15 protein-coding genes are annotated in these 15,199 nt (G+C 64.7%); 9 read left to right on the top strand and 6 right to left on the bottom strand.

The features are described 5' to 3' along the window. Positions 1-148 precede the first annotated feature (148 nt). Together FAZ95_RS18155 and FAZ95_RS18150 are read right to left on the bottom strand one after the other, a co-directional pair. Positions 149-1,321, bottom strand: coding sequence for an MFS transporter (locus tag FAZ95_RS18155; RefSeq protein ID WP_137333710.1), 1,173 nt, complete (start codon positions 1,319-1,321; stop codon positions 149-151). A 130-nt stretch (positions 1,322-1,451) separates the two neighbouring features. Further along, the gene (locus tag FAZ95_RS18150) at positions 1,452-2,261 is read right to left on the bottom strand and encodes a crotonase/enoyl-CoA hydratase family protein (RefSeq protein WP_137333709.1); all 810 of its coding nucleotides are present in this window, start codon (positions 2,259-2,261) and stop codon (positions 1,452-1,454) included. A gap of 133 nt (positions 2,262-2,394) precedes the next feature. Between FAZ95_RS18150 and FAZ95_RS18145 the strand changes: the two genes are divergently transcribed. Continuing rightward, positions 2,395-2,880 (top strand): plasmid fertility inhibition factor family protein, encoded by a 486-nt coding sequence (locus FAZ95_RS18145; RefSeq protein WP_137333708.1) that lies wholly within the window; start codon positions 2,395-2,397, stop codon positions 2,878-2,880. On the opposite strand, the gene FAZ95_RS18140 is transcribed toward FAZ95_RS18145, so the two are convergent. Further along, positions 2,877-3,872, bottom strand: coding sequence for a 2-hydroxyacid dehydrogenase (locus tag FAZ95_RS18140; RefSeq protein ID WP_137333707.1), 996 nt, complete (start codon positions 3,870-3,872; stop codon positions 2,877-2,879). The two genes, FAZ95_RS18145 and FAZ95_RS18140, sit on opposite strands and share 4 nt — an antisense overlap. A gap of 33 nt (positions 3,873-3,905) precedes the next feature. Then, positions 3,906-4,880: a LysR family transcriptional regulator gene (locus FAZ95_RS18135; RefSeq protein ID WP_175425639.1), complete on the bottom strand. Its 975-nt coding sequence runs from the start codon at positions 4,878-4,880 to the stop codon at positions 3,906-3,908. A gap of 454 nt (positions 4,881-5,334) precedes the next feature. Between FAZ95_RS18135 and FAZ95_RS18130 the strand changes: the two genes are divergently transcribed. The 5 genes from FAZ95_RS18130 to FAZ95_RS18110 all read left to right on the top strand — a co-directional run bounded on the left by FAZ95_RS18130 (position 5,335) and on the right by FAZ95_RS18110 (position 8,324). Then, positions 5,335-5,571: a hypothetical protein gene (locus FAZ95_RS18130; RefSeq protein WP_137333705.1), complete on the top strand. Its 237-nt coding sequence runs from the start codon at positions 5,335-5,337 to the stop codon at positions 5,569-5,571. A gap of 275 nt (positions 5,572-5,846) precedes the next feature. Beyond that, complete coding sequence (locus tag FAZ95_RS18125) at positions 5,847-7,070, top strand: pyridoxal-phosphate-dependent aminotransferase family protein (protein ID WP_137333704.1); 1,224 nt, start codon at positions 5,847-5,849, stop codon at positions 7,068-7,070. Positions 7,071-7,185: 115 nt separating this feature from the next. Further along, positions 7,186-7,656, top strand: a complete 471-nt coding sequence (locus tag FAZ95_RS18120; protein WP_137333703.1) for a hypothetical protein — start codon at positions 7,186-7,188, stop codon at positions 7,654-7,656. Between the two features lie 44 nt (positions 7,657-7,700). After that, positions 7,701-7,946 carry a type II toxin-antitoxin system RelE/ParE family toxin gene (locus tag FAZ95_RS18115; RefSeq protein WP_254699747.1) on the top strand — a complete coding sequence of 82 codons (246 nt, stop codon included), beginning with the start codon at positions 7,701-7,703 and terminating at the stop codon, positions 7,944-7,946. A 42-nt stretch (positions 7,947-7,988) separates the two neighbouring features. Then, positions 7,989-8,324 carry a cupin domain-containing protein gene (locus FAZ95_RS18110; protein WP_137333701.1) on the top strand — a complete coding sequence of 112 codons (336 nt, stop codon included), beginning with the start codon at positions 7,989-7,991 and terminating at the stop codon, positions 8,322-8,324. Between the two features lie 13 nt (positions 8,325-8,337). Here FAZ95_RS18110 and FAZ95_RS18105 read toward each other — a convergent pair whose 3' ends face one another. Next, positions 8,338-9,561, bottom strand: a complete 1,224-nt coding sequence (locus tag FAZ95_RS18105) for an MFS transporter (RefSeq protein WP_137333700.1) — start codon at positions 9,559-9,561, stop codon at positions 8,338-8,340. 398 nt (positions 9,562-9,959) lie between these two features. On the opposite strand from FAZ95_RS18105, the gene xdhA reads away from it, so the two are divergent. From xdhA to xdhC, 3 genes are read left to right on the top strand one after another with little or no spacing between them, the layout of a single operon-like run. Further along, entirely contained in the window at positions 9,960-11,483 is a 1,524-nt protein-coding gene (gene xdhA, locus FAZ95_RS18100; protein ID WP_137333699.1) for a xanthine dehydrogenase small subunit, read from the top strand. Between the two features lie 27 nt (positions 11,484-11,510). Continuing rightward, positions 11,511-13,871: a xanthine dehydrogenase molybdopterin binding subunit gene (gene xdhB / locus FAZ95_RS18095; protein WP_137333698.1), complete on the top strand. Its 2,361-nt coding sequence runs from the start codon at positions 11,511-11,513 to the stop codon at positions 13,869-13,871. Then, entirely contained in the window at positions 13,871-14,467 is a 597-nt protein-coding gene (xdhC, locus tag FAZ95_RS18090; RefSeq protein ID WP_137334624.1) for a xanthine dehydrogenase accessory protein XdhC, read from the top strand. The genes xdhB and xdhC overlap by 1 nt, the downstream gene beginning before the upstream one ends. A gap of 218 nt (positions 14,468-14,685) precedes the next feature. Here the strand turns inward: xdhC and FAZ95_RS18080 are convergent, their stop codons facing one another. Continuing rightward, entirely contained in the window at positions 14,686-15,045 is a 360-nt protein-coding gene (locus FAZ95_RS18080) for a BON domain-containing protein (RefSeq protein ID WP_137333697.1), read from the bottom strand. Positions 15,046-15,199 lie beyond the last annotated feature (154 nt).

Raw genomic sequence — 15,199 nt, 5'->3', positions numbered from 1 at the left:
TTGCGAACCTACCTCGCTGGTGAACAAGCGGGGCCGGCGGAATCGATATCGGTGCGCCGATTATCCCGCCGCGCCGCGAGACGGATTGCCCACTGCCGAAGCTATTGGCGGGAAAGGGGGAAGGTTTGGCGGGAAGTTCAGGCGCGCCTCAACCCGGTGCGCCGGCCGGCACGCGCCGCGTGCGGCGCTCGAGCTGCACCGACCACAGCGTCAACGCCAGCGCCGCAATGGCCATCGTCACGCCAACCCACGGCAGCGACGTGAGCGGCGCGCCCGCGGCGATCGCCGTGCCGCCGAGCCACGCCCCCGTCGCATTGCCGAGGTTGAATGCGCCTTGATTGAGCGTCGACGCGAGGTTCGGCGCATGGCTCGCCCGATGGACGATCAGCATCTGCAGCGGCGGCACGATCGCGAACGCGAGCACGCCCCAGAAAAAGATCGTCGCCATCGCCGGGTAGGCGGAGTGCATGGTCCCCGCGAAGATCGTCAGCACGACGACGATCGCGAGCAGAAACGCGAGCAGCGACGGCATCAGGCGCCAATCGGCGAGCTTGCCGCCGAGCGTGCTGCCGACGGTGAGGCCGAGCCCGAAGAGCAGCAGCACGAAGGTGACCGCGTGCGGCGTGAAGCCGGTCACGTCTTCGAGAATCGGCGTGATGTAGGTGAAAACCGAAAAGAGACTCGCCGACGCGAGCGCGCTGATGCCGAGCACCATCAGCACCTGCGGGTCCTTGAGCACGCTGAACTCGCGCACGAGACTCGTCTCCTGCATGTCGATTTGCGCCGGCAGGCAGACGGCGAGCGCGCCGGCGGCGAGGATGCCGATGCCCGTCACGGCCCAGAACGTCGCGCGCCAGCCGAACTCCTGGCCGAGCGCGGTGCCGAGCGGCACGCCGAGCACGTTCGCGAGCGTGAGGCCCGTGAACATCAGCGCGATGGCCTGAGCGCGGCGGTTCGGCGCGACGAGGCCGGCCGCGACCACCGACCCGATGCCGAAGAACGCGCCGTGACAGAACGCGGTGACGACGCGCGCGGCCATCAGCACCGCGTAGTGCGGTGCGACCGCGCACAGCAGGTTTCCGACGATGAACACGCCAATCAAATTCATCAGCGCTTTCTTGCGCGGCATGCGCGCGGTGGCGATCGCGAGGATCGGAGCGCCGATCGTGACGCCGAGCGCATAGCCGGAGACGAGCATGCCGGCCGCGGGGATCGTCACGCCGAGATCGCGCGCGACGTTGGGCAGGAGCCCCATGATGACGAACTCGGTGGTACCGATTCCAAACGCGGCAACGGCGAGGGCGAGAAGGGGCAACGGCATGGCGGGGGAACTCAGGCAGAACTTGCCGGCGCGCGTTTCGGAACGAGAGCGCGAGCGCCGGCTAGGGAAAACAGCTAGGGGATTCTACCTAAACCGAAATGGGCGTGCTGGGGCGCGAGGGGGGCTGTTGCTAGGATGCTGAAACCCCGTGCCGCCCCGCGCCCCGGGCGAAGCGCGCGGCGCCCGCGAGGCCCTCGTCCAGGGCCGCCTGGTAGCCGCCTGCGCCTTCGCGCCGCAACGCTTCGGCGAGATCGCCGAGCGCGCTGTTTTCGAGCGCCGAACGCCGGTCGGCAAGCAACGCCGCCTGCGGAAACGCGGCAAGCTCGGCGGCGAGCGCTTCGGCTGCGGCGCGCGCCGTGCCCGGCGGCACCACCCGGTTGGCGAGGCCGATGGCGAGCGCTTCGCCTGCATTGACCGCACGTCCGGTCAGGATCAGGTCGAGTGCGCGCGACAAGCCGATCAACCGGGGCAGCCGGATCGTGCCGCCGTCGATCAGCGGCACGCCGAAGCGGCGGCAAAACACGCCGAGCACCGCGTCTTCCTCGACGACCCGCAGATCGCACATCGCCGCCAGCTCGAGCCCGCCCGCCACCGCATGTCCCGCGATCGCCGCGATCACGGGTTTCGTGAACGCCATGCGTGTCGGTCCCATCGGCCCGGGACCGCTGCCGTCGGCATGGAGTTCGTTGCGGCGCGCGTCGTCGCCGAGCGCGGTGAGATCGGCCCCCGCGCAGAACGTGCCGCCGGCGCCGAACAGGACGGCGGCACGCCAGCCAGGCTCGCTTTCGAAACGCTCGAACGCGGCGCGCAGCGCGTCGGCGGTCGGCCGGTCGACGGCATTGCGCCGAGCGGGCCGGTCCAGCACGATCGTGGCGACGGCGTCCTGCGCTTCGAGGCGCACGGACTCGCTGAAATGTTCGGCGGCGTACTGTGTGCTCACGTCGGTCTCCTGGTCGGCAGATGCTTACCTGCATTGTCATGCAAGCGTCATAATGGCTTGCTAGGCTGCAACGCCATTTTTTAGCGAACGCTGCTTTTTGGTGCGTTGCGCGCAGTTTTTCGAGTGTCCGTCCATGTTATCCCCCGAGCCCCATAGCGAAGTCGCCACCGACGGCGATCCCGTCTGGATCGTTCCGCTGCCGCGTCATTCGCACTATGACCACGTCCGCTTGAAGCGCGTGTTCGTGGACGACGGCACGCGCCACCAGGTTGTGATGGTCGACGCATCCAAGCTTCTGCAATGCGCGAACCGCGACGATACGGACTACGTCCTGAAATCCGTCGACGATTGGCATGCCGGCAAAGTCAGGGGCATCCGCGAGTTTCTCGATCCCGACAACGCGCGGATTCCCGAGATGCCCTATGTGACGATCACTCAGCGCAAGCGGCGCAGCCTCATGGGCTGGCTCGGCATCGAGCACGAAGGCGTGGTCGCGTTTCGCAACGGACAGCACCGCGCGCGCTACCTGGCGTACGCCGGCGCCGAGATCTTTCCGGTCGAAGTGGCGGAGCGCGAAGCCGAGCTGTTGATCAGCCTGTGCGGCGTGAACAGGCCCTAGCCTTCCCGCACCACGTTGCTCGGCGACCCGTTGTGCCAGTCACGTGCGTTGCCGAGTGTCGTGCGCGCGATTTCCATCATCGCCTCGCGCGTGAAGAACGCCTGGTGCGCGGTGATCATCACGTTCGGAAAGCTCAAGAGGCGAGCGAGCACGTCGTCTTGCAAGGGGCTGTCCGAATGGTCTTCGAAGAACAGCCCGCCTTCTTCCTCATACACATCGAGCCCGAGATGCCCGAGGTGGCCGCTCTTTAGCGCGCCGATCAGCGCGTTGCTTTCCACGAGCCCGCCGCGTCCCGTATTGATCAACATCGCGCCGCGCTTCATGCGCGCGAGCGCGCGTTCGTCGATCAGGTGGTAGGTATCGGGCAGCAAGGGGCAATGCAGGCTCACGATGTCCGACTCGGCGAGCAGCTCGTCGAGCGGCACATAGCGCGCGCCGAGCGCGAGCATGTCGTCGGCGGGCTTGGGCGGGCTGTAGGCCAGCAGCTTCGTGCCGAAGCCCGCCATGATCCTGCCGAACGTACAGCCGATCGCACCCGTGCCGATCACGCCCACCGTCTTGCCGTACAGATCGAAGCCGAGCAGGCCGTCGAGCGAAAAGTCGCCTTCGCGCGTGCGCGCGACCGCGCGCGGCAAGCGCCGGTTCAGCGCGAGGATCATGCCGACGGCGTGCTCGGCGACCGCGTGCGGAGAGTAGGCCGGCACGCGCGCGACCGTCATGCCGAGCCTCGCGGCCGCGGCCAGATCGACATGATTGAAGCCCGCCGAACGCAGCGCGATGAGGCGGGTGCCGCCGTCCGCGAGTTTTTCGAGGACGGCCGCATCGACCGTATCGTTGACGAACGGGCAGACGACTTCATAGCCGTGCGCGAGGATGGCGGTTTCGGCGTCCAGCCGGGATTCCTGGAAGTGCAGGCGAAAGCCGTATGCGGCGTTGACTTCGTTGAACGTATCGCGATCGTATTGGCGGCTGCTGAACAAAATCACACGCACGGTGTGCCTCCCATCATCGGAGGCGCGCCGCCGTTACGACGGCACGCTGGGCATGTCATGGACCGTCACGGGAATCCGTCTTGCCTTCACGTGGCTTCGCTCGATTGTCTCACCGTTGGCGTAATGCTCGAGCGTGTAGTCGATGAAGCTGCGCGTTTTCGCGGGCAGGAATTGGCGCTCGGGATAGACGATCGACACCTTGGCTTCGGGGGCGTCGATCACGTAGTCCTCCATGATGTGCTTCAGCTCGCCGACCGCGAAGTCGTCCGCCACGAACGGCAGCGGCAGGATCGCGATGCCCATGCCGGCTAGCGCCGCGAGACGCACCATCGGCGCGCTGTTAACGGTGTAGACGGGCGGCAGGCTGACCTCGTGCACGCGCGCGTTGCGGTCCATCAGACGCCAGGTCGGCTCGTGCTGGTCGGCGGGCAGCGAAACGAAAGCGTGCCCTGACAGCTCGCAGGGCGCGAGCGGTTCGCCGTGCTGCGCGAGATAGTCCGGCGACGCGCACGAAACAAGCGCGTGAAAGCCGAGCGCATGCTCGACTAGCGTGGGGTTCTGCGCCCGGAAGGCCGTTACGATGGCGACGTCATAGTTGTCGTTCGAGAGGTCGGCCGGCTGTTCTGCGAGCGTCAGGCGGATCTTGACCGACGGATAGCGGCGGCGAAAGCCGTCGACGAGCGGCGTCACCCACAACGGCGGCAGCGCCGCGGATACGGCGACGCGCAACGTGCCGCTCGGGCCGTGCTCGGCACTCGCCACCGCGGCGTCGAGCTGGTCGAGCTCCTCCAGCATCGAACGGCAGCCCTCCAGATAGCGGTTTCCCGCCTCGGTCAGCGAAAGATTTCGCGTCGTTCTATTGATAAGCCGCGTATTTAAATGCGATTCGAGCATGGCGATGCAGCGCGTAACAAACGCATTCGAGACTTCGAATTGACGTGCGGCACCGCGGAAACTCTTCGTTTCAGCAACGCGGACAAAGACTCGCATGGCTTGAATTTGATTCATGGTTTTTTGCAAAATAGTCTGGCTATTTGACTGACTGGATCGCGTCATGGATGTCGGAGACGCTGTATTCCTGCAGCAATTCGACATTTCGTCAATGGTTACTCAATGCAAAAAATAACGTTGACATTATCTTGAAATCAGAATAAAAGTTACGCCCTACTCAATATAAAAATCGGAGCAATAGGAGCACTGGCGTTTAATTCGACTGAAATCCAGAAGGTGAGATGAATCAGCGGCGTACTGATGTGTACGTCTATACGCCTTGTGCGGAGGGCGCTTGCGCAGTGTCGCTGTGCGGTCTCTCTTTGCCGCGATAGGCCATATCAAATTCGATGATGAATTTGCTTTTGCTGATCGTGCGTCTGCTTTCAAACTAGTCCGTCCCAACATGTGACTGTCTAGTTAATCCGCCGGACGCCTGATTCAATTGAATTATGTCGCGGGGAGCGCCTGAATGATCGGCGAATTGTTAAGGAATCGGCCCGAATTTTCGTGGTTTGCCAATCTCGCGCTGAGTTATCTAATTGGTTCGTTCAAGGTTGGAAAGATTCAGCTCGGCGGCGCTTGCGGCACGTTGATTGTCGCGCCGAAGCCAGGGCAACCCGGTGCCCGCAATAGCCCCAATCCGAAAAATATTGCTTTTGCACGCTTCATTCTCGCACTCGGATTTATCGGCACTTCCCATTTATAGGTTGCCCCTCAGTCACGGCATCGCGGCCGTGGCTTATGACGCTCGTGGCGCAAGTCACGGGCGTTTTTTTGTCCCGTGCAGAGCGGCCCGCACGCGAGCCGCGAATCGATACCCGAGCGGGCAAATCACTTGCGCAATCGCGCAGAAGGGGGAATGATCGAAGACCCGCTGCGGGCCGCGAGTGTGTGTTCTTCGGACTCCCTCTCGACGCCTCCGCCTCCCGCGCGGCGCCTTGAACCGCAAGACCAGAATCCGTACAACCCACTTCATCGATCATGTCCACGCCGTCCACTCCCATCGTCTGCCCCGACGTCGTCTCGCTCGACGAGATTCTCCCCGAAGAACCGTTGTTGATGATGGGCGCCGGCCCCGTGCCGATTCCGGCCGCCGTCGCCAAGGCGAACGCGATCGTCATCAACCATCTCGGCGCGACGATGGTCAAGGTGATCGGCCAGGTGAAGGAGATGGCGCGCTACGTGTTCCAAACGCGCTCGAAGTGGGTGCTGGGCGTCGCGGGCCCGGGATCGGCCGCGATGGAGATGGCGATCTCGAATCTCGCCTGGCCCGGCACGCGCGTGCTGTCGATCAAGAACGGCTTCTTCAGCGAGCGGATGGCGGAGATGGCCCGCCGCACCGGCGCGCACGTCGTGACGCTCGACGTGGCGGACCGCTCGGTCGCGCGGCTGGAAGACGTCGAGGCGGCTTTGCGCCAAGAGCGGCCCGATATCGTGACGATCGTGCAGGGCGAGACGTCGAACACCGTTTGGAACCATCAGCTCAAGGAGATTGCCGCGCTCGCGAAGGCGGCGGGCGCGCTGGTGGTCGTCGATGCGGTGTGCACGCTGTCGACGATGCCGCTCGAGATGGATGCGTGGGGCATCGATGCCGTGATTACCGGCGGGCAAAAGGGCTTGTCGTCGATTCCCGGCGTGTCGCTGATCGCGTTTTCCGACGCCGCGTGGGAGCGCGTGAAGGGCCGCGACCATGCGAACGCGCATTGGTGCCTCGATGCGTCGCTCGCCGAGAACTTCTGGCACAACGCGGGGTATCACTACACGGCGCCGGTGTCGGGCGTGCTGGCGCTGCATGAGGCATTGCGGCTCGTCTGTGCCGAGACGCTCGAAAAGCGGTTCGCGCGGCACTTGAAATGCTCGCTTGCGCTGCAGGCCGGGATTTCGGCGCTCGGCCTCGAGCTATATGCACCCGAGCCGTGCAGGTTGAATTCGGTGGTCGGCATCGAAGTGCCCAAGGGTTTGAGCCCCGCGGATATCTGCGGACACATCTCGCGGCAGCATCAGGTCGAGATCTCGGGCTCGTTCGGCTTGCCGATCGTGCGCATCGGACAGATGGGCGAGCAGTGCCGCGAGCACAACTTGTTCAGGACGCTGCATGCGTTCGGCCGCACGATGGTGGATCTCGGCGTGCGCGTGGACTTGCCCGCGGGCGTGGCGGCGCTGGAGCGGTCGCTGGCGGAGAATGGGCGCGGGGTGGCGGCTTAGCTGTCCGTCCCTACCGGCGCAGTTTGAACGCTGGCCCTCGGCCGATCGGCATATTGACAAAAAATCACTTTAGTAGATAAAGTGATTTTTTGCTTCAATGCAGTGAGGGCCGAACGTGTCTGAATTGATTACCCCGAACACACTGAAAGAGCTGATCGAGGCCAACACCGCCTTCGGTGCAGTGGTTCACGGCGAAAAGGGCGGGTACGTCGTCATCGTCAAATATGGGGCCGTCGAACGGACGGTCGCCGCGCGCAGCAATAAGGGCGAGCTCAGCATTCGCGTGTTCGCCACCCTGGATTCGGTCGACAATTTTTTGCGTACGCGGGTGCATCTCACGCACTACGAAGTCGACAGCGGCGGTTTCGAACCTGCGGAGCGCAAGACGCGCTACGCACCGGCGTCAGCACGGATGAAACGTGCGCACGAAGCGGCGGAGCACGACAAGTGGTTTCGTGAGCAGGTGCAACGGGGACTCGACGATCCGCATCCCGGCATCGCGAATGAAGACGTTCGCACGGATTTCGCGGAGCGTCGCGCCGCGCTGCGCAAACTGATCGGCGATGAGCTGGGGAAAAAAGATTGAGGCTCGTTTGGAAGCCTCAAGCGATTGCCGACCGGTCGGAGATCATGGAGTACGTCGCGCAAGACAGCCCGTCGGCTGCGATTGATATCGATGAAGCGATCGAACAGCAGGTCGAGAGCCTGATCCATTTTCCGGAACTGGGCCGGCGTGGACGGGTGCCGGGTACCTGCGAACTCGTGGTTGCCCGCACGCCGTATATCGCTGTCTATGCGCTCGATCTCGAGCGGTCGGTCATCAGCGTCATCCGGGTTCTGCACGGCGCGCGGCAGTGGCCGCCGGAACGCGGGTGACACGTTTCCATCTCGCCTCGCTTGCCGGAAGGGGATTCAGCCATGCTCACCAACCTATTCAGCGGGCTTCCGTCGGCCGTCGATCTGGCGGCCGAAGAAACGTTCGAGGAATTGCTGAGCCGGCCGGGCGTGCGCATCGAGCGCATCGTGTCGGGCGGCCAGTGCAGTCCGCCGGGATTTTGGTATTGCCAGCCGCAGGGCGAGTGGGTGGTCGTGCTCGCGGGCTCGGCTGGCTTGTTGCTGGAGGGGGAGACTAAAGAACGCGTGCTGCATGCCGGCGATTACGTCGATATTCCGGCCAATTGCCGCCATCGGGTGGAGTGGACCGATGAGGACATCCCGACGATCTGGCTCGCCGTGCACTATGGCGCGGCGTAATGCTCACAGTGGCTCACAGCGCCGCAGGCGCATTCGGCACGCGCGCGTTGCGCAGATAGAGGCTCGTCGACAGCACCACCGCGGCCGCCGCCGCAATGGCCGCGAACAGGAACACCGACTCATACCCGAACTCGCCCGCGACATACCCCGCGAGCGGCCCCGTAATCCCGAGCGACAGATCGAGAAACACCGAGTACGCCGACAGCGCCGCCCCACGGCTTGCCGGCGGCACGAGGCCGACCGCCTCGACGCCTAGGGCCGGGAACACCAGCGCGAAGCCGAAGCCGGTCAGCGCGGCGCCTGCGAGCGCGACGTGCGGCACCGGCGCGAGCCACAACATCAAGAGGCCGGCGCATTCGAAGCAGAACGACACGATCGCCACGCGGAAACCGCCGTACGTCTTGATCGTATTTGCGAACAAGAGGCGCGCGCCGACGAACATCGTGCCGAACACCGTCAGCGACAGCGCGGCGTTCGGCCAATGCCGCGCCGCATAGAAGAGCGTGATGAACGTCGCGATCGAACCGAAGCCGGCTGAGCCGAGCGCGAGCCCGATGCCGTGCGGAAGCACGCGCGTGAACACGCTCGCATACGACATGCGCTCGCCGTGCACGAGCGGCACCGGGGCGATTCTCTGCGCAAGCGCGTAGCCGATGGCGGCAAGCGCGGTGATGAAGACGCCGAGCGTCACGGGCCCGAACGCATGCGACAGCGCGACGCCGAGCGGCGCGCCGATCGCGAGCGCGCCGTACGTGGCGATGCCATTCCACGAAATCACTTTTGCGTTGTGCGAGGTGCCGACGCGTCCGATCCCCCACAGGATCGCCCCGGTGCCGCACAGGCTTTCGCCGAAGCCGAGCACGAGGCGGCTCAGCACCAGGATCGCGAGGCTCACGAAAGGCCAGTCCTTGCACAGCACGGCGGCGAGCAGCAGCACGCCGCTCGCGCCGCAGCCAATCAGACCGATCGACACCGTCCGCTTCGGCCCGAGCGTATCGGCCGAGCGGCCCGCGAGCGGCCGCGAGGCGAGCGTCGCGAAGTACTGCACGCTGATCGCCGCGCCCGCGAGCACCGCGCTGAAGCCGAGATCCGTGTGCACGAAGCCGGGCAGCACGGCGAGCGGCACGCCGATCGTCAAATAGCAAAGAAACGTGAAGAAAACGACCGGAATGATCTTCAGGGTCGTCGCAAAGTCGTTGCCGGATTTGCGAGATGAGGCGGCGGAATCGGCGGGCATGAGGGAAAACGAGACTTGAAAACGGCAAGAAGTCGCAATTCTCCCATGGAACCGGTTTCTGCGTGAATCGAAAAATTATCCTTTTAGTACAGAAAAAACAGTATCGGAAGCGATTGGACGGGGACAGATGCCGAGATCGTCACTGGCGATCGCTAGGATCAGCTGATAGCTATGGAACGGATGTCGCTATCTCAATAGAAGCAGCGAAATCGTCGCGATTCGGCCGATTTTTGATCTGACAAAATGGCTTCGAAGGCGGGCGACATATGGATTCAAGAATATGTCCTGCATGTGTCGGTGCCTATGGGTTATGGGAATTGTCGGTGATAGCGTTCGAACCGTTACTGCAACGCCGTGTTTCAGCCCCCAACTGAACACATCAAAACGAGATACGAGACATGAGCCAGCCAATCCGCTTCTATCATCGCAACGCGATCCGCGAAGTCAGCGACGCACCCGTCACCCGCACCGTCCTGCAATATCTGCGCGAAGACGCGCACTGCACCGGCACCAAGGAAGGCTGCGCGGAAGGCGACTGCGGCGCGTGCACGGTGGTCGTGGGCGAGCGCAACGAGGCGGGCGGCGTGAGCTTCAAGGCGGTCAACGCGTGCATCCAGTTTCTGCCGACGCTCGACGGCAAGGCGCTGTTCACCGTCGAAGACCTGCGCCAGCCGGATGGTTCGCTGCACCCGGTGCAGGAAGCGATGGTGGAATGTCACGGTTCGCAGTGCGGCTTCTGCACCCCGGGCTTCGTGATGTCGATGTGGTCGCTCTACGAAAAGCACGGCCATGAGACGCGCGAGACGAGCTGCGCCGGTAAGACGGTTCCGTCGCGCCAGGAAATCAACGACGCGCTGACCGGCAACCTGTGCCGCTGCACCGGCTACCGTCCGATCGTCGATGCGGCGGTGCGCATGTTCGACGCGCGGCCGAAAGCGCCCGTCGACGTCGACGCGCTCGCGCACAAGCTCGCGAGCCTGCAGCGCGGCGAGACGTTCCACTACGAGCATGGGGCCCAAGCGTTCGACGCGCCGCGCACGGTCGCCGAACTCGCCCGCATCAAGGAGGCGAAGCCCGCCACGCGGATTCTCGCGGGCAGCACCGATATCGGCCTGTGGGTGACGAAGCAGATGCGCGAGCTCGGCGACATCGTTTATGTCGGCCAGGTCGAAGCGCTGCAGAAGCTGGAGACGTCGGCGGATTGGATCGAGCTCGGCGCCGGCGTGACGGTCGAGCGCGCGTATGCCGAGCTGGCCACGCACTACCCCGAGCTGACCGAGATGTGGAAGCGCTTCGCGTCGCTGCCGATCCGCAACGCGGGCACGCTCGGCGGCAACGTCGCGAACGGCTCCCCGATCGGCGATTCGATGCCGGGCCTGATCGCGCTCGGCGCGCGCGTGATCGTGCGCGGCGGCGAGATCGAGCGCGAGATGCCGCTCGAAGACCTCTACCTCGCGTATCAGAAGAAGGACATGGCCGAGCACGAGTTCGTCGTCGGCCTGAAGGTGCCGACCCGCACCGGCGCGCGCAAGAACCTGCAGTTCCGCACGTACAAGCTGAGCAAGCGCTTCGACTCCGACATCTCGGCCGTGTGCGCGGCGTTCTCGTTCATCGCCGACGGCGACGTGATCCGCGAGCCGCGCATCGCATTCGGCGGGATGGCCGCTACCCCGAAGCGCGCGACGAACACCGAAGGGGTGCTGAACGGCGCCGACTGGCACGAGGCCACCGCGCAAGCAGCGATGCAGGCGCTCGCGCTGGACTACGCGCCGCTCACCGACATGCGCGCGACCAACGCCTATCGCCTGGAGACTGCGCAGAACCTGCTGTACCGCTTCTGGCTCGAAACGCGCCCGATCGATCCGCTGACGGCGGAAGCCCTCAACGTGCGCTTCGTAGAAGCCGAAGCCGCGAGCGTTTAAAGAATCAAGGAACCGGAGACACCCCCAATGAACCAGCAAGCCGAACCGTTCCTGAAAGAACTGCGCGAACTCGACGACTTCAAGCAAGTCCACGTCTCGCGTCCGCATGAATCCGCGCACCTGCACGCGAGCGGCCGCGCCACCTACACCGACGACATCCCGCTCGTCGCCGGCACGCTGCATGCCGCGCTCGGCCTGTCGACGAAAGCGCACGCGAAGATCGTGTCGATGTCGTTCGACGCGGTGCGCGCGACCCCGGGCGTCGTCGCCGTCTTCACTGCCGACGACATCCCCGGCCACAACCAGTGCGGCCCGATCATCCACGACGATCCGATTCTCGCGGAAGGCGTCGTGCAGTTCCTCGGCCAGCCGATGTTCATCGTCGTCGCGACCTCGCACGACATCGCGCGCCTGGCCGCCCGCCGCGCGACGATCGAATACGAAGAACTGCCCGCGGTGCTGACCGCGCAGCAGGCGCGCGCCGCCGAACAGTACGTGCTGCCGCCGATGAAGCTCGCGCGCGGCGCGGCCGCGGCGAAGATCGCGCATGCCGCGCATCGCGAAGCGGGCGAGATGCTGCTCGGCGGCCAGGAGCAGTTCTACCTCGAAGGCCAGATCTCCTACGCGGTGCCGAAGGACGACGAAGGCATGCACGTCTATTGCTCGACTCAGCACCCGAGCGAAATGCAGCACCACGTCGCGCATGCGCTCGGCGTGGCGTCGCACAACGTGCTGATCGAATGCCGGCGCATGGGCGGCGGCTTCGGCGGCAAGGAATCGCAATCGGCGCTGTTCGCGTGCTGCGCGGCGGTGGCCGCGTGGAAGCTGCTGTGCCCGGTGAAGCTGCGCCCGGATCGCGACGACGACATGATGGTCACCGGCAAGCGTCACGATTTCCACTACGCGTACGAAGTCGGCTACAGCGACGACGGCGTGATCGACGGCGTCTCGGTCGACATGACTTCGCGCTGCGGTTTCTCGGCGGACCTCTCGGGCCCGGTGATGACGCGCGCCGTCTGCCACTTCGACAACGCGTACTACTTCCCGGACATCGCGATCGAGGGCTACTGCGGCAAGACCAACACGCAGTCGAACACCGCGTTCCGCGGCTTCGGCGGTCCGCAAGGCGCGTTCGCGATCGAATACATCATCGACAACGTCGCGCGCTCGTTGAAGCTCGATCCGCTCGACGTGCGCCGCAAGAACCTTTACGGCAAGACCGAGCGCAATCTGACGCCGTATGGCCAGACTGTCGAAGACAACGTGATCCACGAGCTGCTCGACGAGCTCGAAGCGACGAGCGGCTACCGCAGCCGCCGCGCGGCCGTGCGGGAGTTCAACGCGAAGAACACGGTGCTCAAGAAGGGCATCGCGATCACGCCGGTCAAGTTCGGCATCGCGTTCAACGTGACGCACTTCAACCAGGCCGGCGCGCTGGTTCACATCTACACGGACGGCTCGGTGCTCGTGAACCACGGCGGCACGGAGATGGGGCAGGGCCTCAATACGAAGGTTGCGCAGGTCGTCGCGCATGAGCTCGGTATCAGCTTCTCGCGCGTGCGCGTGACCGCGACCGACACGAGCAAGGTTGCGAACACGTCCGCGACGGCCGCGTCCACCGGTTCGGACTTGAACGGCAAGGCCGCGCAGGATGCGGCCGGTCAACTGCGCCAGCGTTTGGCGGCGTTCGCGGCGATGAAGTACGGCGCGGGCGAGGTGAGCGCGAACGACGTGCGCTTTGCCGACGATTGCGTGGTGGTGGGCGAAGTCGTGGTGCCGTTCGAGGAGATCATCAAGAACGCCTACCTCGCGCGCGTGCAACTGTGGTCGGATGGCTTCTACGCGACGCCGAAGCTCTACTGGGATCAGAAGACGCTGCAAGGCCGGCCGTTCTTCTACTACTCGTATGGCGCGGCGGTGTCGGAAGTCGTGATCGATACGCTGACCGGCGAAATGCGCGTGCTGCGCGCCGATGCGCTCCACGACGTGGGCGCGTCGCTGAATCCGCAGCTCGACATCGGCCAGGTGGAAGGCGGCTTCATCCAGGGCATGGGCTGGCTCACGACCGAGGAGCTGTGGTGGAACCCGGGCGGCAAGTTGATGACGCACGCGCCGTCCACCTACAAGATCCCGACGGTCAACGACACGCCGCCCGATTTCCGCGTGAACCTGTTCAAGAATCGCAATGCCGAGGACAGCATCCACCGCTCGAAGGCGGTCGGCGAGCCGCCGCTCTTGCTGCCGTTCTCCGTGTTCTTCGCGATCCGCGATGCGGTGGCGGCCGTCGGCGACTACGAAGTGAATCCGCCGATGAACGCGCCGGCGACCGCCGAGGAAATTTTGAAGGCGGTGAGGGCGGTGCGTGCATCGCGTGGAGCGCAATCGTGATGACCGTGCTGCCCTGTGTGTCGGACGTGCGCATCGGACGCCGCGGCGCCGACGAGCCGAAGCGTCCGCCGATGCACGTGGTGCTGTTCGGTGCGGGGCACGTGGGTCATGCGCTGATCGCGCTGCTTGGACGTCTGCCGTGCGTCGTGCAGTGGGTCGACGAGCGCGACGAGCTGTTTCCGGACGAAGTGCCCGCCAACGTGCAGATCGAGGCCACCGACACGCCCGACGCCATCGTCAATACGGCGCCGCCGGGCGCGTACTTCCTCGTCATGACGCACAACCACGCGCTCGACTTCTCGCTGGCGGCGCGCATCATGCGGCGGCGCGACTTCACGTACTTCGGGATGATCGGCTCGAAGACCAAGCGCGTGAAGTTCGAGCGGCGCTTGATCGAGCGCGGTGTGGAGCCGGAACGGCTGGTCGAGATGACGTGCCCGATCGGCGTCGCGGGGATCGTCGACAAGGCGCCGGCTTCGATCGCGGTGGCGGTCAGCGCGCAGTTGTTGCAGGTGCGGGCGCAGCTGGGGGTGGAGTTTGTGAAGAGCCATCCTTCACCGGAGCAAGCAACGCCGTCATTGTCTGTACTTTCGTGACGCGGGCCGAGCGGCCTGCTTTCATATCCTTGACCGACTGCAACAGGTCGGCCTGAAACTGCTCATACTGCTGATCCATTTTCTACTCCTTGGCACAGCCGGTTGATCTGGCCGCTATGCCTCGCAAAACAGAAAGGGCGAAGATAACCTCTTCGCCCTTTCAATCCGCTTAAGTCAAGCTGCCCGGCGAGAGATCCAAAAACCCCTCGCTGGCCGGCTTACTGCTGCATCACCGACAGCTTGTTCGTCACCGACGTGACACCCTTCACGCCCTTCGCCGTGTCGCCGGCCGTGTCGATCTGGCCTTGGTCCGGCACCGTGCCGGTCAGCGTCACCGCACCGCCGCGCGCACGCACCGAGATGTTCGACACGTCGAGACCCTGCGCCTTGGCGAGCGCCTTGCGCACGGTGTAGCCGAGCTGGCGGTTGGCCTTCTTGACTGCCTTGGCCGCCGGGGCCGAAGCGGTTGCGGGCGCCGTCGCCGCCGCGCTCGTATCGCTGGCTTGCGCGTACGCGCTGCAAGCCAGAACCACGCATGCCACACCACCCAAAGCCTTCAGATAATTCACTGCTTTCATGTTTTCTCCTAGTTCACTTCATTCACATCGATGAGAACCGCCCAAGCGAGGCGGTTTCGGTACCACACCTGCGGCACGGCGCAACGCGCGAGGCATCGCTGCCTGGTGCGCCGGCGTCGGGTTTGACACGGTGAAGCGAGAGAGGCGAGAGAAG

The organism is Trinickia violacea, assembly GCF_005280735.1.
GTDB lineage: Bacteria > Pseudomonadota > Gammaproteobacteria > Burkholderiales > Burkholderiaceae > Trinickia_A > Trinickia_A violacea.
This window is presented reverse-complemented; position numbering and strand designations above follow the sequence as displayed.

Bases quoted from the DNA above. Each gene is read 5' to 3' on its own strand.
- FAZ95_RS18145 (WP_137333708.1), top strand. From the start codon at position 2,395: ATGTTATCCCCCGAGCCCCATAGCGAAGTCGCCACCGACGGCGATCCC.
- FAZ95_RS18125 (WP_137333704.1), top strand. From the start codon at position 5,847: ATGTCCACGCCGTCCACTCCCATCGTCTGCCCCGACGTCGTCTCGCTC.
- FAZ95_RS18110 (WP_137333701.1), top strand. From the start codon at position 7,989: ATGCTCACCAACCTATTCAGCGGGCTTCCGTCGGCCGTCGATCTGGCG.
- FAZ95_RS18080 (WP_137333697.1), bottom strand. From the start codon at position 15,045: ATGAAAGCAGTGAATTATCTGAAGGCTTTGGGTGGTGTGGCATGCGTG.
- FAZ95_RS18135 (WP_175425639.1), bottom strand. From the start codon at position 4,880: ATGAATCAAATTCAAGCCATGCGAGTCTTTGTCCGCGTTGCTGAAACG.
- xdhB (WP_137333698.1), top strand. From the start codon at position 11,511: ATGAACCAGCAAGCCGAACCGTTCCTGAAAGAACTGCGCGAACTCGAC.
- FAZ95_RS18130 (WP_137333705.1), top strand. From the start codon at position 5,335: ATGATCGGCGAATTGTTAAGGAATCGGCCCGAATTTTCGTGGTTTGCC.
- xdhC (WP_137334624.1), top strand. From the start codon at position 13,871: ATGACCGTGCTGCCCTGTGTGTCGGACGTGCGCATCGGACGCCGCGGC.
- xdhA (WP_137333699.1), top strand. From the start codon at position 9,960: ATGAGCCAGCCAATCCGCTTCTATCATCGCAACGCGATCCGCGAAGTC.
- FAZ95_RS18155 (WP_137333710.1), bottom strand. From the start codon at position 1,321: ATGCCGTTGCCCCTTCTCGCCCTCGCCGTTGCCGCGTTTGGAATCGGT.
- FAZ95_RS18115 (WP_254699747.1), top strand. From the start codon at position 7,701: ATGGAGTACGTCGCGCAAGACAGCCCGTCGGCTGCGATTGATATCGAT.
- FAZ95_RS18105 (WP_137333700.1), bottom strand. From the start codon at position 9,561: ATGCCCGCCGATTCCGCCGCCTCATCTCGCAAATCCGGCAACGACTTT.